This is a genomic window from Natronomonas marina (assembly GCF_024298905.1).
Lineage (GTDB): Archaea > Halobacteriota > Halobacteria > Halobacteriales > Haloarculaceae > Natronomonas > Natronomonas marina.
On sequence record NZ_CP101154.1, the window covers coordinates 3,581,857 to 3,602,896 of the forward strand.

Genomic DNA, 21,040 nt, shown 5'->3' on the forward strand with positions numbered 1-21,040 from the left:
TAACGGCGAGGAACAGCAGAAGCTGGTTCTGCCACAGTTCGACTGAAAACGTAGTCCGCCCTCCCCGATTTGAACGGGGGACAAGTCGATCTACAGTCGACTGCTCTACCAGTCTGAGCTAAGGGCGGTCCACTCGGAACGAGACGACTGTCGGACTTAACGGTTTTGACCTCCGTCGGACTCGTGTCAGCGACTCACGCGCCGACGGACGTCCGTCAGACAACGCGGGAAGATTGAAATACTGTCACACACAATCGTCGGACGAGTAATGAGCAAGATAACGTTCCGGGCGGACGACGACCTCGTTCGCCAACTGGAGGAGTTCGACGCCTCCAAGAGCGAGGTCATGCGCCAGGCCCTCCGGGCGTACCTCGACGGGAACGAGGAAACGCCCGTAAACGCGGGTGAGCGCTCTGTAAGCGCCGGGACGGGGCCGTCGACCGCCGAGGAGTCGCTCGACGACATCATCGCCGAGCGCGTCGACGCCATCGTCGCCGAGCGACTGGAGGGGTCGTTTACGCGTCGAGAACCCCAGGACGTGAACGTAAACATCACGCTGGATGGCGATTCCGACAGCGTGTCACACGAGACGGGGGGCGAGCGTAAGACAGAGGAGGGGGAGCGCGAAAACGCGTCCGACGCGACGGCCGATACGTGTAAACAGTGCGGCGAGGACCTGCCGCCGTCTGCCGTTTACTGCTCCAATTGCGGCGAGAAAGCGTCCCACAGAGTGTTCTGCGAGTGCGGGGACGAACTCCGCTCTGACTGGGGATTCTGCCCGAGTTGTGGCCGTCGGACCCCTGCAGCCGACGTGTTGAGCGACTCGTAAACGCCGAAAATACGCTATACGGGTCGGTAAACGACGATACTACGAATTTGTCTTACGCCGCCCCCAACATTTAAGTTCCTACCTTCTGTGCATACATCTGCGTAAGACGGTACGTCTTACATCGGGGGCAATCGGCGCGTGTGCGCCGCTGTCGCGGCCGTTTTCCCGGTGTAAACGCGAACCAGTTCGCGTGTGCACCGCCGTCTTACCCACAAACAGAGGGGAAGAACAATATGGAGCGTGTGACACTACGGATCCCGAAGCAGCAGATCGAAGAGGTCGAACGCATGGTCGATACGGGGGAGTTCCCGAACCGGAGCGAGGCGATTCGCTCCGCCGTGCGTGAGATGTTGAACGAACAGGACGCCGAAGCACGGGACGAGAACCGCCCGTGGGCGAAGGTGTAGACGATGCAGGACATCGTCAACTCCGCACTGGAGAACGCCGAGGCCGAACAGCGGGACATGGACGCCGACCTCGACGGCGACGGCGCCGAGTTCGGTGACCCCCGCATCGTCATCGTCGGTGCCGGCGGTGCCGGCAACAACACCGTCAACCGCCTGTACAACATCGGCGTCGACGGCGCCGAAACCATCGCCATCAACACCGACAAACAGCACCTGCAGATGGTGGAAGCCGACACGAAGATCCTCGTCGGCAAGTCCCTGACCAACGGGCTCGGGGCCGGCGGTGACCCTTCGATGGGCGAACGCGCCACCGAGATGGCGCAGGGCACCATCAAGGAGGTCCTCGGCGAGGCCGACCTCGTGTTCGTCACGGCCGGCATGGGTGGCGGTACGGGTACCGGCGCGGCGCCGGTCGTCTCGAAGATCGCCAAAGAGCAGGGCTCCATCGTCGTGGGCATGGTCTCGACGCCGTTCAACGTCGAGCGCGCCCGCACGGTGAAAGCCGAGGAAGGCCTCGAGAAGCTGCGCAACGAGGCCGATTCCATCATCGTGCTGGACAACAACCGCCTGCTGGACTACGTCCCGAACCTGCCCATCGGCAAGGCGTTCTCCGTGATGGACCAGATCATCGCCGAGACCGTCAAGGGCATCAGCGAGACCATCACCCAGCCGTCGCTCATCAACCTGGACTACGCGGACATGACCTCGATCATGAACCAGGGCGGCGTCGCGGTGATGCTCGTCGGCGAGACCCAGGACAAGAACAAGACCAAGGAGGTCGTGAACGACGCGATGAACCACCCACTCCTGGACGTCGACTACCGCGGTGCATCCGGCGGGTTGGTCCACATCACGGGGGGTCCCGACCTCACGCTGAAGGAGGCCGAAGGGATAGCCCAGAACATCACCGAGCGCCTCGAGGCCTCGGCGAACGTCATCTGGGGCGCCCGCATCCAGGACGAGTACAAGGGCAAGGTCCGGGTCATGGCCATCATGACCGGCGTCCAGTCCGCCCAGATCCTCGGCCCGACCACCCAGAAGCAGGCCGACGCCTCCCGGGAGGCCATCGAGGGCGTCGAGACCGAAGACGAGTTCGCCTCGACGCCGCCCAGCGGGTCCGAGTCCGGTAGCGGCGGCTTCGGCGTGGGCGAAACCGACGGCGGTCGCTCGGAAGTCGAGCAGAACAACGGCCTCGACGTAATCCGATAAGTCCGAGATCTTATACTAATTTTTTGCAAGCCGTACAGCGGTTAGCTTCGATAGCTGTCGGGAAACTCGACTGACAGTATCGGCGTAAAACATCGTGTATGACGCCCGGCTGACGGCGCCTCAGTCGTCGCCGGGTAGTTCGCCGCCCAGTTCCTCGACGAGTTCGCACTTCCGGCAGGTGGCGTTGTTCGTCGGTGCCCCGCAGCGCTCACAGCGCCCCTGGGGGGCGTCGGCGTCGTCGCGGTAGGCCTCGGCGGCCAGCCGCGCGAGTTCCTCGTACCCGGACATGATGGAGTGGCGCGTCCCGGGATGGTCCTCCTCGAGGTCGTGGAGGTGCTGCTGGATTTCGCCGCGATAGGCCTCGCTGGCGTGGGGGCACTCGGCCATGTGGGTCGGGAGCTCGGCGAGGTGCGCGTAGAGGGCGACCTCCTTCTCGGGGATGTCCCGCAGCGGCTTCGCCCGCGGGACGAAGGGGTCGTCGTCAACCTCTCGGTCCTCGAAGCTGCCGAGCGAGGCGTCGAAGTGCTTTGCGATCTGTCGGACGTCGCCGGACAGGAGGTTCATCATCGCCGTCTGTGCCTCGTCGTCGAGGTTGTGTCCGGTCAGGAGTTTGTCGGCGCCGTACTCCTCGGCGTACCGCGAGAGCGCGTCCCGGCGGAACACCCCGCAGTAGGCACACGGCGCCATATCGAGCGGGTCGTCGGCGGCGACGTCGTCCATCTCGAGGTCGTACTCGTCGGCGTAGCTGACCACCTCGTGTTCGATGTCGAGGTCGTCGGTCAGTTCCAGACACGCCTCCAGCGAGGCGTCCCGGTAGCCGTCGATGCCCTCGTGGATGGTGACGGCGACGAGTTCGACCCGGGGGTCGGCGTCGAAGGTGTCGTGGAGGAGCTTCGTGAGAACGACGCTGTCCTTGCCCCCCGAGAGCCCGACGAGCCAGGTCTCGGGGTCGTCCGGTGTGGCCGACTCCGGGAGCAGCGCGTCCTCGCGGATCCGGCGGCGGACCCGCGAGTCGACGGAGCGACGGAAGTGCTCCTCGCACATGTGCAGTCCCGAGTAGGCGGCGTGCATCACCGCGTCCGAACCGCACTTGTCGCACTCCATTGGCGGTCCCTTGCCGACTGGGTGGGATACGGGTTTCGACTCCGGGCGGAGCCGTCGGCGAGGCCGCTCATCCCCCCTCGCCACGCCCGACAGTCGGCCGCTCCGCAGGGGCGTCGGCGGCCGGCAACTCCAGGACTACCACGGCGCCGTCGTCGTTCTCGATTCGGACGTCGCCGTCGTAGGCCTCGACCATCGCGTCGACGAAAAAGAGGCCGAACCCGGAGTCGGCCGCCTCGGTCCGTGACTCCCCCCGGCGGAGAACGGCGTCCTGCCGGTCCGGCGGGATACCGACGCCGTCATCGGCGATCCGGACGGTCGCACGGTCGTCGTCTACCTCGGCGCTCACCGAGACCACCAGCCCCTCCGGGTCGTTGTGCTCGATGGCGTTCGTCACGACGTTCTGGAGGACGTCCGCGAGCACGTCGTCGGCCCGGACCGGCACCGTCTCGGGGAGGTCCGACTCGAAGGTCACCTCCGGGTAGGTTCGTTCGAGGCGGCCGAACTCCTCGCGGAGCAGGTCGGCGACGTCGACGACCTCGAGATCGGCGCTCTCCTCGTCGCCCAGCGTCGACAGGACCGTCCGGACGCGGTCGACGAGTCCGGTGATGTTGTCGGCCCACTCGACGACGGTCTCGGCGTGCTCGCGGTTCCGTCCCTCCAGTTGGTCCTCGAGATACGACGCCCGCGACCGGACGACGGTCATCCCGTTGAGGACGTCGTGTCTGATAATGCCGTTGACGAACTCCATCTGTGACGCTCTCGTCCTGAGTTCCTCGGTCCGTTCCCGGAGCAGTTCCTCGCGGTCGCTCCGGTCGAGGGCTGCTCCGGCGTTCAGCCCCAGGATGCCGGCGCGCTGGCGGAACGCTTCCGCCAGGGGTTCGGGGTCGCGCTGTCCGACGACGAGAAGCCCCTGGCTGCCGAGCGGGACCGCGACGACGGTGCCGAGGTCGGCGTCGAACGGCGACCCCTCGTCGATGTGTCGCGGGTCCCCCTCGCGGAACGCCTCCATCGCGGGGTCGCCGCCGGAAATCGTTGCCAGCTCCTCGACGCGGTCGATCCCCAGACGGACCGCGGCGTCGTCGGTCATGGCGGCAGGCCGATGCCGGTCGCGCTCGGCCTCGTAGTGCCACAGCACCGACACCGGCTTGTCGAGTATCTCCTCGGCGATGTCGACGGTCGTCTCGGCGACCTCCGTGCGGGTGGTCGCGTAGGTGAGCCGGCGGCTCGCCTCGTGGAGTTCCGTCAGACGGCGTTCGCGCTCGTGTCTGTCCGTGATGTCCATCGTCGCGCCGATCACGCGGTCGACCTCGCCGGCGTCGAAGACCGGCGAGAACCACGCCTTCAACACCCGATCGCCGATACGGACGGTCGCGTGGCCGGACTCTCCCTCGAGAGCGCGCCGGGCCGTCGAGGCGACGCCCTCCGATTCGATCCCCAACTCGAAGACGGAGACGCCCTCGAGCGTCTCCGACTCGATGCCGAACTGCGAGAGGCCCTGTCCCTCGATGAAGACGATGTCTCCCTCGTCGTCGACCGTCAGGAGGATGATCGGAGCGTTCTCGACGACGGTCCGGAGGCGGCGGGTCTGCCGACGGAGGCGTCGCTCTCGCTCCCGCCGGTCGCTTATGTCCCGGACGATGCAGACGAACCCGCCGTCCTCGATCGGCGACAGCGTCAGTTCCTGCGGGAACGTCGTCCCGTCGGCGCGTTTGCCGGTCGCCTCGCCGCGCCAGGCGTCGCCGCCCGCGAGCTTCGGCAGGGCCTCGGCCTCCAGACGGCGCCGCTCGTGGTCGGGATAGCAGGTCTCCCAGGACCGCCCGACCATCGCATCGGGGTTGTCGTGGCCGTGCATCTCGACGTGGGCGCGGTTCACCGTCCCGAACTCGTCGCCGTCGACGACGGCGACCCCGTCGGTCGCCTCCTGGAGGGCCTGCCGTGTCCGGCGGCCCCGTCGGTGCTGTCGGCGCCGCCGGGCGTCGGTGTAGCCGGCCACGAGACCGCCGCAGGCGCCGATGGGTGCCATGAACGCGGTGGCGAACGCGCCGAGGGAAACCGGGTCGTCGACGAGGGTGGCGACCGTGATGGCGATGACGACGGCGAAGACGACCGCGCTGGCGGCGATCCAGGCAGCGATTATCGCAACGTCGCCGGGCGTGTACTGGCGACGGCGAAGCGCCACCCCGGTGGCGACGATGCCGCCCGCAGCGAGAACGGGCGGGGCCATGGTCACGAGGCCGGTGGTCCGCTGGAGGCCGGCGAGACCGACCGGCAACGCCAGGAGGGCCAGTCCGACCGCGACGACCGACCACCCCCGGAGCCGGTTGCCGGTCGTCGCGGTGGTCGCGGTCGTCTCCCCCTCGGCGCCTGACATGGTCGTGCTTTGACATCGACTGAAAAAACGCTTGGGTCCTCCGTGACCGTTTTCTCGCGTCGCCGACTACGGGAAGGCGATGAGCCTCAGTCGCGAGACGGCCGTCGCCCGCCTTCGGGAGATAGTCGAGACGGTCTCGACCGAGCGAACGGCCGTGCCGGTCCGGGAGGTGTGGGTCTACGGCGACGTCGTGCTCGGGGTCGACCCCGTCGATCGGCTCGACGTCTACCTCACGAAGGACCTGCTGTTCAAGGACGCCCCCGACCGGGAACCGGAGTTCGAGGAACGGCTCGGCGTCGAGGGAGTCGGCAAGACGGTGTCGGCGGCGTGGGCCGAGGAGCACCCCGACTGCGTCCGGGCCACCGCGAACGGCCACGCCGCCCCCGAGAAGTGTCTCGCCGCCCACCTGCTGGAACCGGACGAGCCGATTCACCTCGAGGTGTGCAACACCGGCTTTGAGAACAACGTCACCCAGCGACTCGAGGGCGCCCGCGCCCGCGAGGACTACACCCAGCTACTCGACCCCCGGGCGGCGTGTCTGTGGGTCGACGACGGCGACGAGGACGGCACGACGAGCGAGGGGGCCTTCCGGAAACTCGCCGAGGGGGAGTTCGTCTTCCCGACGCTGTCGGATTCCCTGGAGATGCTCGGCATGGGGGAGGACGAGGCCGACGAGGCGGCCGCGGAGCTACGGGCGTATCACGAGGAACAGGACGGCGTCACCGTCCGCGGTGACGTGGTGTAGTTACCCCGGAAAAAGGTGAAGGTCGGCTCGGACAGGCAGCTCGATTCCCTGCTCGGAACGACCGGAGGGAACGTGTCGCGTACTCCAGAACCACTAAGCGAAGAGCGGTCGATTTCCGGGAGTGATGCCCTCCGGATTAGGCCCCCTCGCCCGCGAGCTATCGGTCCCGTACTACGAGGACGCCTACTCTGCACACGACGTCTTCCACGCGATGCGGGTGCGCGATGTCGCGCTCCGGCTCGCCGATCGCCACCCCGATAGCGTCGACCGGGGCGTGGTTGCCGCAGCAGCGTGGCTGCACGACATCGGTCGGCCGCTTGAACGCGTCGGGGATATCGACGACCACGACGAGTGGGCGGCCGACGAAGCCACAGCCCTGCTCGACGACGCGGACGTGACGCCCGGACGGATTGCAGCCGTCGAGCACTGCCTGCGGGCACACAGCATCCGAGCGAGTTCACCCGAGCCGGAGACGGTCGAGGCGAAACTGCTCTTCGATGCCGATAAGCTCGACGCGACCGGGGCGGTCGGGCTCGTCCGGCTGGCGTGTATCGTCGGGGAGCGGTCGGGACGCACCGGCGACCAGTACGCAGTTATCGACGACGCCAGTAGGTTCGACGGTCCCGGCCCCGACCTGCCGGACATCGGCCTCCTGCGCGAGTGGGCGCGTGAGCGCCTGGACGCGCTACACACCGCTCCGGGACGACGCCTCGGGGAGGCCCGGTGGGAGTTCATGACGGATTTCTTCGCCCAGTTCACGCGCGAGACCGGGGCTACCGAGAGCTGACACAGTCGTCCGCTGTGGTCGGTCCTTCCGCTGTGCCGAACGGTTCACGGTGAGACCGCCGCTGGTTGGCGTGGCGAACACGGAGAAGAATCGCCGTTCAGCGTAGGTCGGGCACGAGCGCGGCTTCGACTTCTTCGGCGTCGTAGCGCTTGCGGGGACCGCCGTCGGCGCGGATTCGGTCCGTGGTGTCTTCCTCGGGCATGACCGGAACCATCGGCTCGATCTCGTCGGGGGTCATCTACCTGCACCCAGATCCTACACGGTCTTAAATCTTAATGATTGTTAGTCAAAATTGCGGCAAGTACTGCCTGGGCGCGTTCCGAACACTTATATCCGAATCCGGTCCACTCGAAACCAAGATGGTCGAGGCGTTCGCGGTGGCGTCCGGGAAGGGCGGAACCGGAAAGACCACCAGCACGCTCGCGCTCGGGATGGCGCTGGCCGAGGAGTACGACGTGACGGTCGTCGACGCCGACACGGGGATGGCGAACCTGCTGTTTCACGCCGGCCTGGCCGACGTCGAAACCACGCTGCACGACGTCCTCGTCGAGGGCGGCGCTCCCGTCGAGGAGGCGACCTACGACCGCTTCGGGATGCGGGTCGTCCCCTGTGGTACGTCGCTGTCGGCGTTCGAGGCCGCCGACCACGAACGGCTCCGGGACGCCGTGGCGACGCTGGCGGCCGACACCGACGTGCTCCTCTTGGACTCACCGGCGACGCTCTCCTCGAAGAGCGCCGTGCTCCCCATCGTGCTGGCCGACCGGGTCGTGGTCGTCCTCCAGCCGACCATCCCGGCCATCTCGGACGGGCTGAAGGTCCAGGAGTACGCCCTCTCGTACGGCTCCGACGTCGCGGGCACACTGTTCAACCGGGTCCAGAGCGACATCGAGACGGTCCGCGAGCGGGCCGACAGCTACTTCGAGGGACCGCTGCTGGCGACGGTGCCCGAGAGCGACGTCGTCCGGGAGGCCCGCTCGGCGGGCGAACCGCTCCTGGCGTACGCCCCCGATTCGGCGGCCGCGGCCGCCTACCGCGAGGCGGCCGCTCGCCTGAATCCTCGGGACGGCGACTCCGGCGACGTCGCCGAGCGGTTCCGGGCCGCCGTCATCCCCGACCCACCATGATTCCGGACGGCGAGTTGCTCCGGGCCCGCGTGGTCACCGACCTCGCCGGACCGCTCGAGGATGCCCTCGACCGCAGGCTCGACGGCTACGCGGTCCTGTCGCCCCGGGAGACGCTGTTGTCAGACGACGGCGACCGCGGCGTCGTCACCTTCGAGGACGGGGTGCCGACCCTCGTCTACCACGCCGGCACCGACCGCGGTGGCCCGCCGGCACTGGCCGACATCGGCGCCGGTCCCCACCGGCTCGAGCTGTACGGTCTCGACTCGACGCATCTGGCGGTCCCCCACACCACGGACGAACTCCGGGTGCCACCGGGGATGCCCGCCGAGCGACTGGCCGGCGACGCCGACCTCGCCGACCGCACGCGCCGGGTGGCCGACGAACCGACCGAAACGGACGAGGCCGACGCCGTCGCCGCCTTCCTCGAGGACGAGGCGGCCATCGAGGACATCCGCGAGACCGCCCGCGAGGAGGCCCAGAGCCGGGCCGACGAGTGGGACTTCGAGGACGCCCTCGAGGAGTGACCCCCTGGCGGGGCGTCCGAGGGCCGGACGGAAAGCCCGGCTCGGTACGCCCGAACGGGGCCGTCGGTGTCCCACGAACCGGAGAAAGGTTGAAACCGAAAGGCGATGCAGACGGCGTATGGCCGCGACCGACTCCATCGACATCAGCGGTATCGACCTCACCGACGACGCCTACACCGTCGAACAGAGCCTCGTCCGGAACAAGTACAAGGCGATGGACGCCGCCGGGAACGTCGTCCTCCGGGGCAAACAGAAGATGTTCAAGATGAAGGAGGAGTTCCCGTTCACCGACGGCGACGGTAACGACATCTTCTCGGTGAAGGCCGGCGGCATCATCGATGTCGCGGGCAACTACGTCCTCTCGGACGCCCAGACCGGCGAGGACCTCGTCGTCCTCGACAACGACTACTCCATCTTCCAGGACACCTGGAAGATACGGGACGCCGACACCGAGGCAAAACTCGCACAGATCGACTCCCGGGGCGCGCTGGTGACGCTGGCGCGGCACTACCTCCCGTTCGGCGCCCTCATCCCGCACAAGTACGAGATAACCGACGCCAACGGCGGCCACGTCGGCAACATCGAGGGCCAGATGTCCATGCGTGACCGCTACGAAATAACCGTCGACGACGCCAGCAACGTCCCGAAGGAGGCCGTCATCGCGGCGGCAATGGTCATCGACGCGATTCAGGGCAACTGACGACCCGGTCAGGAAGCCGACCCGACAGCCCACCCCGGCGTTCGCCACCGCCGCGGATTCGGCCGGCGGCGTCTCGCCGATCAGTCGTCGGCCGATTCGTTCTCTGCTCTCGCTACCTCCGGCCCGTAGGCGGTCTCACAGACCCCACAGCGGGAGGTCATCGAGACGGGATCCCAGGTGAGCGTCCCCTCGTTACAGTTCGAACACGGTGCGTAACTCGCCGAACCGATGAACGTCGGGTTCTGCGTCGACATTACGTATACGAACGTTTGGTGTAAACGGATAAGAGTTGTCTATAATCACCCTAAAATAGATATTTCAGGCTGCATGGTCAAGTAAAAAGAGATGAAGAACTCGAACGTCCACAACTATTTCCAGGAGGTCGCTCGCCGACCACGCTCAAGATGCTGGCGTGCATCGTCGTTGCATGGACTCGAAACGCTTCCTCTTCGTCTCAGCCGACGCCGCACTGATCACCGACCTCGCCTGGCAGGTCCACCGGGAAGGCAACGACGTGAAGTACTACATCGAGGCGGAGAGCGACAGGGAGATCGGCGACGGCTTCGTCCCGAAGACGGACGATTGGCGCGCCGAGGTAGAGTGGGCCGATGTCGTAATCTTCGACGACATCTGGGTCGGCTCCGAGGTCGGGACCGGTGGGCTCGCCAAAGAGCTCCGCGAGCAAGGGAAAGCAGTCGTCGGGGGGACGCCGAACACCGACCGCCTCGAGGAGGACCGCGGTTACGCGATGGAGGTCCTCGAAGAACACGGTGTCAACACTGTCGAACACCACGTCTTCGAGGACTTCGAGGCAGGGATTCGGCACGTCCGGGAGAATCCCGCGCCGTACGTCATCAAGCCGCTCGGCGAAGTCCAGAACGTCAAACGACTCCTCTACGTCGGCAACGAGGACGACGGCAGCGACGTGGTCGACGTCCTGCGGGCCTACGAGAAGGCGTGGGGTCACCGGATGAAGGGGTTCCAGCTCCAGCGGAAGGTCGAGGGCGTCGAGATCGCCATCTGTGGGTTCTTCGACGGCGAACGGTTCGTCGACCAGGTCAACTTCAATTTCGAGCACAAGAGATTGTTCCCGGGGAACATCGGCCCGTCAACGGGCGAGATGGGAACGTCGATGTTCTGGGGCGGGCGGAACAAACTGTTCGAGGAGACGTTCGGGAAGCTCGAAGGCTGGCTCGCCGAGGAGGGCTACGTCGGGAGCATCGACATCAACTGTATCGTCAACGCGACCGGCATCTAACCCCTGGAGTTTACCCCGCGGTTCGGATATCCGACCATCGCGCTGCAGGAGGAGTCCTTCGAGTCGTCGACTGCCGAGTTCTTCTACGACCTCGCGCACGGCAACGACCCCGAATTGGAGGTCCACGGCGGGTATCAGGTCGGGGTTCGCGTCGTGCTGCCACCCTTCCCGTTCGACGACGAGAAGACCTACGACGAGAACTCCCGGAACGCCGCGGTCGTGTTCGACACCGAGAGCCGCGACGGGATTCACCTGGAGGACACCAAGCGGATCGACGGCCAGTGGCGCGCCGCCGGCGAGAGCGGCATGCCGCTCGTCGTGACGGGGAAAGGCGGGACGATGGCGGAGGCCCGCTCGCGGGCCTACGACCGCATCGACGACATCGTGATGCCGAACATGTACTACCGCGACGACATCGGCGAGCGCTGGATGGACGGGGAGGGCGACCGCCTCCAGGCGTGGGGCTACCTCGGGCCGTAGCGGCGGCCCCTCGTCCCGTCCCTCGCGTTCGGAATCGGACGACGGTTCTTATACGCTCGGGCGAGTAGCCCCGGCCATGAACCGACACGTCGCAGTCCGGGACGGACCGTCGGTGCCGGCCGGTTCCGTCCGCGTCCGGTCGGCGTCCGTTCCTGCCCGGTGTGGGGGCGGTCGGCGTCGGAGAGGGGGTCGTCCGTATCGAACGCGGGTCGAGGGGGAGTCGCGGTGACGCTGCACGCGAACCTCGCCGTGGTGTTTCTGGCCGGTCTCGCCACGGCGCTCGCGACCGGTCTCGGCGCACTTCCCTTCTTCTTTTTCGAGGAGATAGGCGACCGGTGGAACGTGGTGCTTTGGGGGTTCGCTTCCGGCATCATGCTGTCGGCGTCGGTCTTCGGTCTCCTCGTGGAGGGGCTGGCCGAGGGGACGCCCCTCGAACTCCTGGTGGGGGTCGCGAGCGGCGTCGTCCTCGTCGTCGTCGCCCACGACGTCCTCCTGAACGTCGACGTCGACCCCCGACAGTACGAGGAGGCCGACTTCCGGAAACTGCTGCTCATCCTGGGCGTGCTGACGGTCCACAGTTTCCCCGAGGGTGTCGCCGTCGGCGTCTCGTTTGCGGACCTGAACCTCGGCACGGGTCCCGCGCTGCTCGGGTTCACCGTCCCCGTGCTGGCGATATTCATGACCGTCGCCATCTCCATCCACAATGTCCCAGAGGGGACCGCCATCGCCATCCCGCTGCGGGCGATGGACGTCCCCGAACCGCGGATGGTCTGGTGGGCGGTCTTTTCGAGTCTGCCCCAGCCGGTCGGTGCCGTCATTGCGTTTGCCTTCGTCCGGCTGGCCCGCGAGTTCCTCCCGTACGGCTTCGGCTTCGCGGCCGGCGCGATGATCTACCTCGTCCTCTCGGAGTTCGTCCCCGAGGCGCTTTCGACCGGCGCCGGTCTCCCGCGGGGCGGCCGCCCGGAACTCGTCGGCGGTCTCGTCGCCGGCGTCCTGCTCATGGTTCCGCTGCTTTTCGTCTGACCGCAGCGACCCCCGCCGTGTTTTAGGCGTCTCGGCGCGAATCGAACGGCCATGAACCGGAGTCAGGCCTCGCTCCTCCTTTTGATCGCCGTCCTCTCGGCGGTCGCGTTCCTCGTCGTCCTGCCGTTCGTCGAGTACGTCGCCGCCGCAGCCATTCTGGCGTACGTCCTCCACCCGATTCACGTTCGGTTCCGACGGCACGTCCCGGCTCGGCTGTCGGCGGTCGCCGTCATCTCGCTGTCGCTGATCGCACTCGTCGCCCCGGTCGCCTACGTGCTGTACGTGTTCGTCGAGACCCTCCGGGACATCGCCCGGGGCGAGACCGGACTCGACGTCGAGACGGTCGAGGCCCGGATTCTGGACCTGACGGGGATCGAGGTGCAACTGTCCGACCTCCTCTCGACCGGCGCCCAGCGACTGTTCGAGGTGCTCTTCGACGGGGTCGGCGGTCTCGTCGCCGGAGCGACGAAGGCGCTGATGGGCGTCGCGCTGATGACGTTTTTGCTGTACTACCTCCTGCTGGAGGCCCCGGCGTTTCTCGCGTGGCTCCGGGACCTGGTTCCGCTCCCCGAGCGGGTCACCGACAGCCTGTTCGAACGCCTCGGCGCGACGACCTGGGGCGTCGTCGTCGGTCACATCTCCGTCGCCATCGGCCAGGCGATACTCGCCGGCGTCGGCCTGTGGCTCGCCGGCGTCCCCTCGCCGGTCTTCTGGACGTTCGTCATGGCCGTCCTCGCGTTGCTCCCGCTCATCGGCGCGTTCCTGGTGTGGGGACCGGCGTCGCTGTACCTGGTCGCCGTCGGGGACCTCACCGCCGGGGTCGTGCTGGCGGCGTACAGCCTGACGGTGGTGAGCCTCTTCGACAATTACGCGCGCCCGATATTCATCAACCGACAGGCCCGCCTGAACCCGGCAGTCATCCTCGTGGGCGTGGTGGGCGGCATCTACGCCATCGGCTTCACCGGGCTGTTCATCGGTCCCATCGTCGTCGGCGCGCTCGCGGCGACGCTGGAGACGTTCCGCACCGAGTTCGAGGCGCTCTGAAGGTCACGCCTCGACGGGAGTCTTCACGACGGTGACCGGCCGGTCGGCCATGTGGACGACGCGTTCGGCGACGCTACCGAGCAGTCGGCGGTACTCGCCGGGGCGGTTCTTCGAGCCGATGACCATCAGTCCGACGTCGGCTTCCTCGGCGTAGTCGAGGATCTCCTCGTGGGGGACGCCGTGTCTGACGACGGCCTCGTGGGGGACGCCCGCCTCGACTGCTGCGGCCGTGATTTCCTCGACGGCTTCCCGTCCGGCCTGTTCGAGTGCCTTCTCCAGGCCCTCGAACTCGTGGACGTACTCGTCGCCGGGGTAGGAACTGTACGCCTCCGCGTCGACGACGTAGAGGACGTGGAGTTCGGCGTCGTACCGGCGCGCCGCGTCGAGGGCGTGTTCGATGGCCCTGTCGACGCCGGCGCTCATGTCCGTCGGAAGGAGCAGTCGGTCGTACATCGGTCGGACCCACGACCCCGAGGGTGGTAAGCCCTCGGGCAGGGTCCCACGCCGTAGGAACCCCGTGATTCTCAGACGTCGGGAGTGGACGACCCGTATTAGGCCACCCGACTCGAAGGACCGACGACGCATGACGGACTCGAAGCCCTGTGCCGGTCCCGGCCCGACGCACGACGGCGGCTACCCGCCGGTCCTGGAGGTGCTGGCCGACACCGACCACGCGCCCACGGAGTACACCTTCGTTCCCCGGTCGGCGGGTGAGACCGAACGGATGACGACCTGGATGACGGCGCGTGCCGACGCCGTCGCCGACCTCGAACGCTGGCGGTGAGTGTCCCGAGAGCCGAATCAGCGTCACGCAACCAATGTACGAACGTATCCTGTTCCCGACCGACGGAAGCGAGGGTGCCGAGGCGGCACTCGAACACGCAATCGACCACGCGGTCACCTACGACGCCGCGTTGCACGTCCTCTACGTGGTCGAGGAGAACGTCCCGGTCCTGGAGGCGGGCGACGTGACCCTCCTCGACGCGCTCGAGGCCGAGGGCGAGCGGATACTCGAGGCGGCCAGCGAACGGGCGACGGCCGCCGGCGTCGGAACCGTCCAGGCGACGGTCGGCGGCGGGTCGCCCTATCGGACGATACTCGAGTACGCCGAGGACAACGACATCGACCTCATCGTGATGGGGACCCACGGCCGGCGGGGAATCGACCGGTTTCTACTGGGCAGCGTCACCGAGAAGGTCGTCCGGACAGCCGACTGCCCGGTCGTGACCGTCCGGCGCCACGAAACCGAGGAGTGAGTCTCCGCCGGTCCGCTGCGCCCGCGAGGTGCCCAGATGTGTTCGCCCAGCGGGCGTCGGACCGGACCCGTCGCCCCGCCCGTGGACGCCGACCAGCCGTCGGCCGGCAGCCGAAGCTACCGTCCGCGGCGGCTAAAACCCCGACTCGATTCCCGGCATCCGGGAACCGTCCCGGGGCCGCACGTCGCTCACGCCAGCCGCCGCGAGGAGTTCACAACCACCAGCAGGCTGCTGGAGGCCATTGCGACGGCCGCGAACAGCGGGTTCAACAGCCCGAGCGCCGCCAGCGGGATGGCGACGGCGTTGTAGCCGAACGCCCACGCCAGGTTGGTCTTTATCCGCCGATTCGTCGCCGACGCGAGGTCGAAGGTCGCCGGGACCGACCGGAGGTCGTCGTCGACGACGACGGCGTCGGCGGCCTCCGTCGCCAGCCGCGTCCCGCCGGCCAGCGCGACCCCGACATCGGCGGCCGCCAGCGCCGGCGCGTCGTTGCTGCCGTCGCCGACCATCGCCACCGTCCCGCGCTCCCGGAGGCGTCGGACGGTCTCGGCCTTCGCGGCCGGCTTGACGCCGTCGAAGACCTCGTCGACGGCCGGTTCCTCGCGGAGACGGTCGGCGGCGGCCCCCTCGTCGCCCGTCAGCACGACCACCTCGCGGTCGGCGAACGCCTCGGCGACCACCGGCCACGCCGGTCGCGTCTCGTCCCCGACCGCGAGGACGCCCGCCGCCTCGCCCGCCCACCCGACGACGACCGGGACCGCACCGTCGCGGCGTATCTCCTCGGCGCTGTCGGCGACCGGCGCGGGGACGGTCCAGCCCCGCTCGGCGAACAGCGACGGGTGGCCGATCAGGACGGGGTCGCCCTCGACCCGTCCGGCGACGCCGCGGTCGTACGCTTCGACGGCCGTCGCCTCGACAGTTTCGTCGGCAGCCTCGACGACGGCCGCCGCGACCGGGTGCGAGGAGTACCGCTCGAGGGCGGCGGCCCGCGCCAGGAGGCTCCGGGCGTCGCCATCGGTCTCCACGTCGGTCACCGCCATCTCGCCCGTCGTCAGCGTCCCTGTCTTGTCGAAGACGACCACGTCGGCGTCGGGAGCGGCCTCGAACAGCGCCGGCGTGGCGACGACGACGTTCCGCGCCGCGGCCGCCCGGGTACCGGCGGCCACGGCCAGCGGCGTCGCAAGCCCCAGCGCGCAGGGACAGGAGACGATCAGTACCGTCAGCCCGGTCAGGAGTGCCTCGGCGGGCGCGGCGCCGGTCACGAGCAGGACCGCCGTCGTCGCGGTTGCGACCAGCGCGACCAGCGGGACGAAGACCGTCGCGAGACGGTCGGCCAGTCGCTGGGCGCCCGGGCGGGTGCTCTGTATCCGCCACAGCGACTCGACGATGCGGTCGAGGGTGCTCGCGGCCGCCTCGCCGGCCCGGACGACGACGGGCGCGTCCGTCACGACAGTCCCGCCCCGGACGTCGTCGCCGGGTCCCTTGCGGCGCGGTAGCGACTCGCCGGTCACCAGCCCCTCGTCGACGGCGGCCGACCCCTCGACGACCGTCCCGTCGACGGGGACGCGGTCGCCGGCCCGGACCAGCAGTTCCTCGCCCGCCTCGACGGCCGAGACGTCAACCACGTCGCCGCCCGGGTACCGCGTCGCCTCCTCGACGCGGAGTCGGGTCAGTTCCTCCAGCAGGTCGCCGGCCCGCCGCTTGACGCGGGACTCGTAGTAGGTGCCCGCGGTCACGACGAGCACCACGGCGATGGTCACGTCGAAGTACAGTTCCGTCCGTCCGAGGAGCAACGCCACGGTGCTGTAGGCGTAGGCGCCGACGGCCGCCAGCGAGACGAGGAGGTCCGTGTTCGGGCGGCCCGACCGGAGACCGACGTAGGCGCCCCGCAACAGCGGCCACCCGGTGTAGAACAGGACGACGGAGGCGAACAGCCAGATGTTCGCGCCGACGTAGAGGAACCCGAAGCCGCCGAAATCGACGACGGGGGCGTACCCGAAGTACGTCGGATAGAGGAAGAGGACGTACCACAGCATCGCCATCATGCCGAAGAAGCCGCCGCCGACGAGAAAGCGGACCACGACATCGTCGCCCTCGTCGGCCGTCTCCTCGGGGTCGTGGACGTCGTAGCCGTACCCCGAGAGCCGGTCGGGGAGGTCCTCGGCGTCGACACGGTCGGGTTCGTAGACGACGCGGAGCAGTTCCGTCGCGTAACTGGCCTCGACCGCGTCGACGCCGTCGAGGTCGGACCCGCGGTCCTCCAGGAACACCTCACAGCTGGAACAGTGCATCCCCTCGACGCCGAGGAACGCCTGCTCGTGGCCCTCGGGGACCGGTTCGCTCCCGGTGGCTCCGTCGTCGCCCTCGACGGCCGACCCTGCCTCGTCGCCGAGACGGCGCTGGACCTCCAGACACCCCCGGCAGCAGAACGCCCCGTCGACTCCGGGGTCGGTCACGGGCGGGTCGGGCGTCGGGAGGTCACACAGCCTACAGGACATCGCCGAGGGGTCGGTGGGGTAGTGAGGGGTGCGGTACGTCGACGCCGAACAGCATCAGGCCGTGCGCCAGCAGGACGTAGCCGAGCACGACGAAGGCCCCGCCGAGCGCCCGGTTGAGCCGGCGGCGCTGGCCGGCGTCGACGGCGTCGAGAACGGTCCCGTAGGCGAAAAGCGTCGGTATCGTCCCGATGCCGAGGACGAGCAGCGAGAGTCCGCCGCGAAGAGGGTCGCCGACGGCGAACGCGTACAGGTACGCCGGGTAGATGATGGGACACGGGAAGAGCCCGTGCAGCGCCCCGAGGACGACGATGCCGGGACCGGCCGCCAGCCGGTCGAGGCGGTCGGTCGCGGCCGCGACGACCCGTCCCAGCGGTGCCCCGTCGGGGACGAGTCGGTGGAGCCCGCCCGCACCGCCGAGCAGGTACGAGACGCCGACGGCGACGATGCACAGGCCGACGAAGACGCCGACGCCGCCCCGGAGGCCGTCGCCGACGCCGCCGAACCCGGCCGCGGAGTCGAAGACGACGGCCCCGAGCAGGCCCGCGGCGGCGCCGATCGTCGCGTAACTGCCGGCCCGGCCGAGATTGAACAGGGCGTGCTGTCGGACCGCCCGCGGGGTGACGTGGCCGGGGCGGCGGCCGCCGTCGGCCGCCGTCGCGTCGATCCGCCGGGCGTACAGCGTCACCAGCGGCCCGCACATCCCGAGACAGTGGGCACCGGCCAGTAGCCCGACGACGAGGAAGACGGCGAGGTCGGCCCCGACGACGCTCTGGACGACCATCGCGTCAGGCCGCTGTCCCGTGTCCGCCCCCGGTGACCGGCGAGAGCGCGACGTACAGCGAGCCGAAGATGAGCAGGACGTTCACGAGGGCGACGGCGACGACCGGCTCGCCGCTTGCGACCGCGAAGACCCCCACCGGAACGAGCGCGAGGAGCGCGACCAGTGCGCCGCGGCGCGGTGTCAGTTCCATGCCGAACGGGTTGGCATCACCGACGTAAAACTCTGTGCCCGACTCCCGACGGCCGGGACCCGGGGTAGTTTTTTTGCAAACAGTCCCGCAACTCCCAGTGAACATGTCCGCGGACACCGAACGAACGCTCGGGCACGACGACTTCGACCCGGTGGGGACGGTCGTTCTCATCCTCATTTACTTCCTGATACTGGTGGGGATGTGGACGTTCACCTACTTCATCGAGTTCCTCGGCAACGGGCCGACGGTGATAGGATGAACATCCACACCTACGAGAAGGCGTGGCTCGTGGCTTCGCTCGTGCTCATCGTCGGCTTCATCGGGACGGTGACCTACGGCGCGGCCGTCGCCGGTGTGTCGATGGTCGACGCCTCCGGTGGCACCATCGACGCAAACGCCGTGAGCGACGACGAGCGGTTCGCCGACCCGCGCGTCGAGCGGGTCGGCGACGGCGAGTACGAGGCCTACGTCGTCGCCCAGCAGTTCATCTTCCGACCGAACCCCATCCGAGTGCCGGCCGACAGCCGCGTGACCTTCTACATCACGTCGCCGGACGTGATTCACGGCTTCGAGGTGGTCGGCACCAACGTCAACACGATGGTCATCCCGGGGCAGGTCGCCACCATCACCGTCGAGTTCGACGAACCGGCCGAGTACGGCGTCCTCTGCAACGAGTACTGCGGCTCCGGCCACCACGACATGGAGGGGAAATTGATCGTCGTCCCCGAAGACGAGTACGAGGGGGGTAGCCAATGAGTGCCGACGGCGAGCTCGCGGGCGAGCAGCTCTTCCTCGACCGGTTCCCCGCTGAGGCTCGACTCGTCCGAGCGACGCTGTGGAGCGCCTTCGTCGCCCTCGGCATCGGTGCGCTGGGCGGGCTGATCCAGGCGCTGCACCGGACCGGCTACGTCCGAATCATCGAGTCGGCGGACTACTACACCGTCCTCACGCTGCACGGCGTGTTGCTCGTCATCTCCTTTACCATCTTCTTCCTCGTCGGCGTGTTCACATGGGCGATGACCAGGAGCCTCGACCGGCCGGTCGTCAGCGAACGGTTCTCCTGGACCTGGTACCTGCTGATGGTCGCCGGGACCGTGATGGCGGGCGTCGCCATCCTCGCGGGGTTCGTCGATTCGATACCGATGAGCGCCGACGTCCTGTTCACCTTCTACGCGCCGCTGCAGGCACACCCCCTGTTCTACGCCGGTCTCGCCGTCTTCATCATCGGCACATGGATGGCCGGCTTCGACTGGTTCCGGATGTGGTGGCGCTGGCGGAGCGAGACCGACGACGAGCGCATCCCGCTGCAGGCGTTCATGGTCCTGACGTCGATGTTGATGTGGTACATCGCAACGCTGGGGGTCGCAATCGAGGTCGTCGTCTTCCTGCTTCCGTGGTCGCTCGGGCTGATAGAGCAGGTGAACCCGCTGTTGACCCGGACGCTGTTCTGGTTCTTCGGCCACCCAGTCGTCTACTTCTGGCTGATGCCGGCGTACCTCCTGTGGTACACCGTCCTGCCGAAACTCGCCGGCGGCCGGCTGTTCAGCGACCCGCTCGCGCGGGTCGTCTTCGTGCTCTTTCTCCTGCTGTCGACGCCGGTCGGCATCCACCACCAGTACGTCGATCCCGGCATCGCGGAGGGGTTCAAGTTCATCGCGATGACGAACACGATGTTCCTGCTGTTGCCGAGCCTCCTGACCGCCTTCACGGTCGTCGCCAGCATCGAGCACGGGGCCCGCCAGCGGGGCGGCGAGGGCTACCTCTCGTGGCTGGGCGAACTCCCGTGGCGGAACCCCGCCTTCACCGGGATGGCGCTGGCCGGCCTGATGTTCGCCGCCGGCGGCTTCTCGGGCATGGTCAACGCCGGCATGAACATCAACTACCTCGTCCACAACACGCTGTGGGTGCCGGGCCACTTCCACCTCACCGTCGGGACGGCCGTCGCCCTGACGTTCATGGCCGCGACCTACTGGCTGCTGCCGCAGTTGACCCGTCGGCGCATCTACAGCCGCTCGATTGCGTTGCTGCAGGTCGTGCTGTGGTTCGTCGGCATGACGCTGATGTCGAACGCGATGCACCGCGGCGGCCTCATCGGTATCCCGCGACGGACCGCCGAACCCCAGTACTCCGGGTTCGCCTTCGACGCCGGCTTCAGCACCGTCGGCGAACTCCGCCTCCAGATAGCGCTGGGCGGGACGCTGCTGTTCGTCTCGACGGTGCTGTTCCTGGGGAACGTCATCGTGTCGCTTCTGGAACGGCCGATGACCGGCGAGTTCGACGACACGCTGCCGCCGGCGCTGTCCGGCCCGGATGACGGCCCGGAGGTGCTCGACAACCTCGCGCTGTGGACCGCCATCGCGCTGGTGCTGGTCGCGCTCGCGTACGGCCTGCCGCTCGGGGCCATCGTCGCCGACGGCGGGCTGTTCGGTCCCGGCATCTCGCCGTCGCCGGCCTGGCTCCCGGAGGTGCTGCCGTGAGCCGCCGCATCTCGCAGGGCGGGCTGCTCGTCATCCTCGCGTTCCTCGTTCCGGTCATCGTCGAATTGCGGACCATCGCGGGACTCCTCGGCGTCCGGCTCTCGACGACGGGATACCTCCTGACCGCGGCGGCGCTGGTCGTCGGCGTCCTCGGTGCCGTCGCGGTGTGGAACCTCCGCTTTGCGAACGCCGGCCCGGACGGCTCGGAGGGGGTCTGACGTGGCCGCGACCGG

The 21,040-nt window shown here is 68.2% G+C and carries 23 protein-coding genes, 1 tRNA gene and 2 pseudogenes; 17 read left to right on the plus strand and 9 right to left on the minus strand.

Going from position 1 to position 21,040, the window contains the following annotated elements; genetic code table 11:
- Nucleotides 1-54: 54 nt before the first annotated feature.
- Nucleotides 55-128 (minus strand) — tRNA-Tyr (locus tag NLF94_RS18680).
- 140 nt (nucleotides 129-268) lie between these two features.
- Here NLF94_RS18680 and NLF94_RS18685 point away from each other — a divergent pair.
- The 3 genes from NLF94_RS18685 (at nucleotide 269) to ftsZ (ending at nucleotide 2,445) form a co-directional block, all read left to right on the plus strand.
- Nucleotides 269-829: a double zinc ribbon domain-containing protein gene (locus NLF94_RS18685; protein ID WP_254839149.1), complete on the plus strand. Its 561-nt coding sequence runs from the start codon at nucleotides 269-271 to the stop codon at nucleotides 827-829.
- Nucleotides 830-1,062: 233 nt separating this feature from the next.
- Complete coding sequence (cdrS, locus tag NLF94_RS18690) at nucleotides 1,063-1,236, plus strand: transcriptional regulator CdrS (RefSeq protein WP_254839150.1); 174 nt, start codon at nucleotides 1,063-1,065, stop codon at nucleotides 1,234-1,236.
- A gap of 3 nt (nucleotides 1,237-1,239) precedes the next feature.
- Nucleotides 1,240-2,445, plus strand: coding sequence for a cell division protein FtsZ (gene ftsZ, locus NLF94_RS18695; RefSeq protein ID WP_254839151.1), 1,206 nt, complete (start codon nucleotides 1,240-1,242; stop codon nucleotides 2,443-2,445).
- Nucleotides 2,446-2,565: 120 nt separating this feature from the next.
- Here ftsZ and ncsA read toward each other — a convergent pair whose 3' ends face one another.
- Both ncsA and NLF94_RS18705 read right to left on the minus strand, forming a co-directional pair.
- Nucleotides 2,566-3,549 (minus strand): tRNA 2-thiolation protein NcsA, encoded by a 984-nt coding sequence (gene ncsA / locus NLF94_RS18700; protein ID WP_254839152.1) that lies wholly within the window; start codon nucleotides 3,547-3,549, stop codon nucleotides 2,566-2,568.
- Between the two features lie 67 nt (nucleotides 3,550-3,616).
- Complete coding sequence (locus NLF94_RS18705) at nucleotides 3,617-5,920, minus strand: PAS domain-containing sensor histidine kinase (RefSeq protein ID WP_254839153.1); 2,304 nt, start codon at nucleotides 5,918-5,920, stop codon at nucleotides 3,617-3,619.
- A gap of 79 nt (nucleotides 5,921-5,999) precedes the next feature.
- Here NLF94_RS18705 and NLF94_RS18710 point away from each other — a divergent pair, with 79 nt between their 5' ends.
- Together NLF94_RS18710 and NLF94_RS18715 are read left to right on the plus strand one after the other, a co-directional pair.
- The gene (locus tag NLF94_RS18710) at nucleotides 6,000-6,665 is read left to right on the plus strand and encodes a DUF7095 family protein (RefSeq protein WP_254839154.1); all 666 of its coding nucleotides are present in this window, start codon (nucleotides 6,000-6,002) and stop codon (nucleotides 6,663-6,665) included.
- A gap of 124 nt (nucleotides 6,666-6,789) precedes the next feature.
- A complete protein-coding gene (locus NLF94_RS18715; protein ID WP_254839155.1) occupies nucleotides 6,790-7,452 on the plus strand; it encodes an HD domain-containing protein in 663 nt (220 codons plus the stop codon).
- 97 nt (nucleotides 7,453-7,549) lie between these two features.
- Here NLF94_RS18715 and NLF94_RS18720 read toward each other — a convergent pair whose 3' ends face one another.
- Complete coding sequence (locus tag NLF94_RS18720) at nucleotides 7,550-7,690, minus strand: hypothetical protein (RefSeq protein WP_254839156.1); 141 nt, start codon at nucleotides 7,688-7,690, stop codon at nucleotides 7,550-7,552.
- Between the two features lie 121 nt (nucleotides 7,691-7,811).
- On the opposite strand from NLF94_RS18720, the gene NLF94_RS18725 reads away from it, so the two are divergent.
- The 3 genes from NLF94_RS18725 (at nucleotide 7,812) to NLF94_RS18735 (ending at nucleotide 9,800) form a co-directional block, all read left to right on the plus strand.
- Complete coding sequence (locus NLF94_RS18725) at nucleotides 7,812-8,576, plus strand: nucleotide-binding protein (protein WP_254839157.1); 765 nt, start codon at nucleotides 7,812-7,814, stop codon at nucleotides 8,574-8,576.
- The gene (locus NLF94_RS18730) at nucleotides 8,573-9,100 is read left to right on the plus strand and encodes a DUF8054 family protein (protein ID WP_254839158.1); all 528 of its coding nucleotides are present in this window, start codon (nucleotides 8,573-8,575) and stop codon (nucleotides 9,098-9,100) included. The genes NLF94_RS18725 and NLF94_RS18730 overlap by 4 nt, the downstream gene beginning before the upstream one ends.
- A 118-nt stretch (nucleotides 9,101-9,218) precedes the next feature.
- Nucleotides 9,219-9,800 carry an LURP-one-related/scramblase family protein gene (locus tag NLF94_RS18735; protein ID WP_254839159.1) on the plus strand — a complete coding sequence of 194 codons (582 nt, stop codon included), beginning with the start codon at nucleotides 9,219-9,221 and terminating at the stop codon, nucleotides 9,798-9,800.
- 80 nt (nucleotides 9,801-9,880) lie between these two features.
- Here NLF94_RS18735 and NLF94_RS18740 read toward each other — a convergent pair whose 3' ends face one another.
- The gene (locus tag NLF94_RS18740) at nucleotides 9,881-10,054 is read right to left on the minus strand and encodes a hypothetical protein (protein WP_254839160.1); all 174 of its coding nucleotides are present in this window, start codon (nucleotides 10,052-10,054) and stop codon (nucleotides 9,881-9,883) included.
- Nucleotides 10,055-10,227: 173 nt separating this feature from the next.
- Between NLF94_RS18740 and NLF94_RS21025 the strand changes: the two are divergent.
- The 3 genes and pseudogenes from NLF94_RS21025 (at nucleotide 10,228) to NLF94_RS18760 (ending at nucleotide 13,605) form a co-directional block, all read left to right on the plus strand.
- Nucleotides 10,228-11,538, plus strand: a pseudogene (locus NLF94_RS21025) (phosphoribosylamine--glycine ligase).
- Between the two features lie 225 nt (nucleotides 11,539-11,763).
- Nucleotides 11,764-12,561: a ZIP family metal transporter gene (locus tag NLF94_RS18755; RefSeq protein WP_254839163.1), complete on the plus strand. Its 798-nt coding sequence runs from the start codon at nucleotides 11,764-11,766 to the stop codon at nucleotides 12,559-12,561.
- A gap of 51 nt (nucleotides 12,562-12,612) precedes the next feature.
- Nucleotides 12,613-13,605, plus strand: a complete 993-nt coding sequence (locus NLF94_RS18760) for an AI-2E family transporter (protein WP_254839164.1) — start codon at nucleotides 12,613-12,615, stop codon at nucleotides 13,603-13,605.
- Nucleotides 13,606-13,608: 3 nt separating this feature from the next.
- Here the strand turns inward: NLF94_RS18760 and NLF94_RS18765 are convergent, their stop codons facing one another.
- Nucleotides 13,609-14,058, minus strand: a complete 450-nt coding sequence (locus NLF94_RS18765; RefSeq protein WP_254839165.1) for a universal stress protein — start codon at nucleotides 14,056-14,058, stop codon at nucleotides 13,609-13,611.
- Between the two features lie 130 nt (nucleotides 14,059-14,188).
- Here NLF94_RS18765 and NLF94_RS18770 point away from each other — a divergent pair, with 130 nt between their 5' ends.
- Nucleotides 14,189-14,389: a DUF7511 domain-containing protein gene (locus NLF94_RS18770; protein WP_254839166.1), complete on the plus strand. Its 201-nt coding sequence runs from the start codon at nucleotides 14,189-14,191 to the stop codon at nucleotides 14,387-14,389.
- A 34-nt stretch (nucleotides 14,390-14,423) separates the two neighbouring features.
- Complete coding sequence (locus tag NLF94_RS18775) at nucleotides 14,424-14,861, plus strand: universal stress protein (RefSeq protein WP_254839167.1); 438 nt, start codon at nucleotides 14,424-14,426, stop codon at nucleotides 14,859-14,861.
- A gap of 188 nt (nucleotides 14,862-15,049) precedes the next feature.
- Here the strand turns inward: NLF94_RS18775 and NLF94_RS18780 are convergent, their stop codons facing one another.
- The 3 genes from NLF94_RS18780 to NLF94_RS18790 are packed head-to-tail and all read right to left on the minus strand — an operon-like array spanning nucleotide 15,050 to nucleotide 18,330.
- Nucleotides 15,050-17,359, minus strand: coding sequence for a heavy metal translocating P-type ATPase (locus tag NLF94_RS18780; RefSeq protein ID WP_254839168.1), 2,310 nt, complete (start codon nucleotides 17,357-17,359; stop codon nucleotides 15,050-15,052).
- Nucleotides 17,349-18,140 (minus strand): sulfite exporter TauE/SafE family protein, encoded by a 792-nt coding sequence (locus NLF94_RS18785; RefSeq protein WP_254839169.1) that lies wholly within the window; start codon nucleotides 18,138-18,140, stop codon nucleotides 17,349-17,351. The genes NLF94_RS18780 and NLF94_RS18785 overlap by 11 nt, the downstream gene beginning before the upstream one ends.
- A 4-nt stretch (nucleotides 18,141-18,144) precedes the next feature.
- Nucleotides 18,145-18,330, minus strand: coding sequence for a DUF8131 family protein (locus tag NLF94_RS18790; protein ID WP_254839170.1), 186 nt, complete (start codon nucleotides 18,328-18,330; stop codon nucleotides 18,145-18,147).
- Nucleotides 18,331-18,433: 103 nt separating this feature from the next.
- On the opposite strand from NLF94_RS18790, the gene NLF94_RS18795 reads away from it, so the two are divergent.
- The 4 genes and pseudogenes from NLF94_RS18795 (at nucleotide 18,434) to NLF94_RS18810 (ending at nucleotide 21,025) form a co-directional block, all read left to right on the plus strand.
- On the plus strand, nucleotides 18,434-18,589 hold the full coding sequence (locus tag NLF94_RS18795) for a cytochrome oxidase (RefSeq protein WP_254839171.1): 156 nt from the start codon (nucleotides 18,434-18,436) through the stop codon (nucleotides 18,587-18,589).
- Nucleotides 18,586-19,071, plus strand: a pseudogene (locus NLF94_RS18800) (cytochrome c oxidase subunit II); the annotation flags it as partial. The gene NLF94_RS18795 and the pseudogene NLF94_RS18800, both read left to right, overlap by 4 nt.
- An 11-nt stretch (nucleotides 19,072-19,082) precedes the next feature.
- Complete coding sequence (locus NLF94_RS18805; RefSeq protein WP_254839173.1) at nucleotides 19,083-20,807, plus strand: b(o/a)3-type cytochrome-c oxidase subunit 1; 1,725 nt, start codon at nucleotides 19,083-19,085, stop codon at nucleotides 20,805-20,807.
- On the plus strand, nucleotides 20,804-21,025 hold the full coding sequence (locus tag NLF94_RS18810; RefSeq protein WP_254839174.1) for a hypothetical protein: 222 nt from the start codon (nucleotides 20,804-20,806) through the stop codon (nucleotides 21,023-21,025). The genes NLF94_RS18805 and NLF94_RS18810 overlap by 4 nt, the downstream gene beginning before the upstream one ends.
- Nucleotides 21,026-21,040: the final 15 nt, after the last annotated feature.

Coding starts and splice junctions, on each gene's coding strand:
- NLF94_RS18685 (WP_254839149.1), top strand. CDS start 269: ATGAGCAAGATAACGTTCCGGGCGGACGACGACCTCGTTCGCCAACTG.
- cdrS (WP_254839150.1), top strand. CDS start 1,063: ATGGAGCGTGTGACACTACGGATCCCGAAGCAGCAGATCGAAGAGGTC.
- ftsZ (WP_254839151.1), top strand. CDS start 1,240: ATGCAGGACATCGTCAACTCCGCACTGGAGAACGCCGAGGCCGAACAG.
- ncsA (WP_254839152.1), bottom strand. CDS start 3,549: ATGGAGTGCGACAAGTGCGGTTCGGACGCGGTGATGCACGCCGCCTAC.
- NLF94_RS18705 (WP_254839153.1), bottom strand. CDS start 5,920: ATGTCAGGCGCCGAGGGGGAGACGACCGCGACCACCGCGACGACCGGC.
- NLF94_RS18710 (WP_254839154.1), top strand. CDS start 6,000: ATGAGCCTCAGTCGCGAGACGGCCGTCGCCCGCCTTCGGGAGATAGTC.
- NLF94_RS18715 (WP_254839155.1), top strand. CDS start 6,790: ATGCCCTCCGGATTAGGCCCCCTCGCCCGCGAGCTATCGGTCCCGTAC.
- NLF94_RS18720 (WP_254839156.1), bottom strand. CDS start 7,690: ATGACCCCCGACGAGATCGAGCCGATGGTTCCGGTCATGCCCGAGGAA.
- NLF94_RS18725 (WP_254839157.1), top strand. CDS start 7,812: ATGGTCGAGGCGTTCGCGGTGGCGTCCGGGAAGGGCGGAACCGGAAAG.
- NLF94_RS18730 (WP_254839158.1), top strand. CDS start 8,573: ATGATTCCGGACGGCGAGTTGCTCCGGGCCCGCGTGGTCACCGACCTC.
- NLF94_RS18735 (WP_254839159.1), top strand. CDS start 9,219: ATGGCCGCGACCGACTCCATCGACATCAGCGGTATCGACCTCACCGAC.
- NLF94_RS18740 (WP_254839160.1), bottom strand. CDS start 10,054: ATGTCGACGCAGAACCCGACGTTCATCGGTTCGGCGAGTTACGCACCG.
- NLF94_RS18760 (WP_254839164.1), top strand. CDS start 12,613: ATGAACCGGAGTCAGGCCTCGCTCCTCCTTTTGATCGCCGTCCTCTCG.
- NLF94_RS18765 (WP_254839165.1), bottom strand. CDS start 14,058: ATGTACGACCGACTGCTCCTTCCGACGGACATGAGCGCCGGCGTCGAC.
- NLF94_RS18770 (WP_254839166.1), top strand. CDS start 14,189: ATGACGGACTCGAAGCCCTGTGCCGGTCCCGGCCCGACGCACGACGGC.
- NLF94_RS18775 (WP_254839167.1), top strand. CDS start 14,424: ATGTACGAACGTATCCTGTTCCCGACCGACGGAAGCGAGGGTGCCGAG.
- NLF94_RS18780 (WP_254839168.1), bottom strand. CDS start 17,359: ATGTCCTGTAGGCTGTGTGACCTCCCGACGCCCGACCCGCCCGTGACC.
- NLF94_RS18785 (WP_254839169.1), bottom strand. CDS start 18,140: ATGGTCGTCCAGAGCGTCGTCGGGGCCGACCTCGCCGTCTTCCTCGTC.
- NLF94_RS18790 (WP_254839170.1), bottom strand. CDS start 18,330: ATGGAACTGACACCGCGCCGCGGCGCACTGGTCGCGCTCCTCGCGCTC.
- NLF94_RS18795 (WP_254839171.1), top strand. CDS start 18,434: ATGTCCGCGGACACCGAACGAACGCTCGGGCACGACGACTTCGACCCG.
- NLF94_RS18805 (WP_254839173.1), top strand. CDS start 19,083: ATGAGTGCCGACGGCGAGCTCGCGGGCGAGCAGCTCTTCCTCGACCGG.